The 1,143-nt window shown below is 55.5% G+C and carries 1 protein-coding gene; it reads left to right on the top strand.

The annotated features are described in order from the left end of the window. The first annotated feature begins 146 nt into the window (after positions 1–146). Positions 147–984 (top strand): IS5 family transposase gene (locus AC1D0P_RS25875; RefSeq protein ID WP_477679342.1). Its coding sequence is split into 2 segments (ribosomal slippage): positions 147–875 and positions 877–984, totalling 837 coding nucleotides; the frame shifts between segments, so codons are not numbered across the junction. Positions 985–1,143: the final 159 nt, after the last annotated feature.

The following is a 1,143-nucleotide window of genomic DNA, read 5'->3' as shown; positions in this document are numbered from 1 at the left end:
GATCAACAGTAGGAAAGTCAAGAAAGCAAATTTTTTCAGAATATTCCTCTGGCAGCGGAGCTTGGTTAGAGCCCGATTTAAAAGTAGTTGAGCGATAACAGCAGGTTGTGATTCCCTTTTGGTGCTAAATCAAAATGGGGTTTCCGATGACCTGGACTGTTATCGCTCGGCGTGAGCATAACCGAGACGCGCTTCGTTTTCCAAGTGATTTGACAGACCGGGAATGGGCGCTAATCGAACCGCTGATCCCACCGGCCAAGCGTGGCGGTCGCAGACGAACGACGAAGATGCGCTCGGTCGTGGAGGCGATCCTCTATATCGCATCAAGCGGTTGCTCATGGCGGATGCTGCCGGGTGATTTCCCTCCGGTGTCGACGGTGCGCGGCTATTTCTATGCTTGGCGAAAGATGGGTTTATGGGAGGGCATCAATCAGCTTTTGGTGATGACCGCGCGAGAGATCGAAGGACGAGAAGCGCAGCCCACGGCGGGGATCATCGACAGCCAAAGCGTCAAAACCACGGAAAGCGGCGGCGTTTGCGGCTATGACGCAGGAAAGAAGGTCAAGGGTCGCAAGCGTCACATCGTCACCGATACGTGCGGATTTCTGATCTTCGTGCTGATCCATGGGGCCAACGTGCAGGACCGCGACGGTGCGCCCGATGTTCTCAAGGCCATCCGCTACCGTTTCCCATGGCTGCGCCATATCTTCGCCGATGGTGGCTATGCGGGCGACAAGTTGAAGTTGGCGATGCGCCGTCACGGGCAGTGGACAGTCGAAATCGTTAAGCGCTCTGACAAGGCCGCGGGCTTCGTCTTGCTACCACGCCGATGGGTTGTCGAAAGAACATTTGCTTGGCTCGGGCGTTGCCGCCGGCCTCGCCAAGGATTGGGAAAAGTCCATCGAAAGCTCAACAGCATGGGCGCAAATCGCTTCAATCCGAATGCTCACAAGGCGCATCGCAAGGTATTGGATCTACGAATGAACTTTTGAATCGGGCTCTCAGGGGTGAATGTTGACATTGCTGCGCTCGAGATAGGCCAGGATCTTGGCCTTCCAGTCGTCGATCATGGCGGGAAAACCCTGGAGGAAAGCGGATATCGTTGCATTGCCGGCTTCGGACAGAGCGGTCAAGGTATAGCTC

The sequence above is a fragment of the Polaromonas sp. P1_G2 genome, from assembly GCF_056405515.1.
The sequence above is the reverse complement of the archived record's forward strand: the minus strand, read 5'-3'. Positions and strand labels throughout refer to the sequence as shown.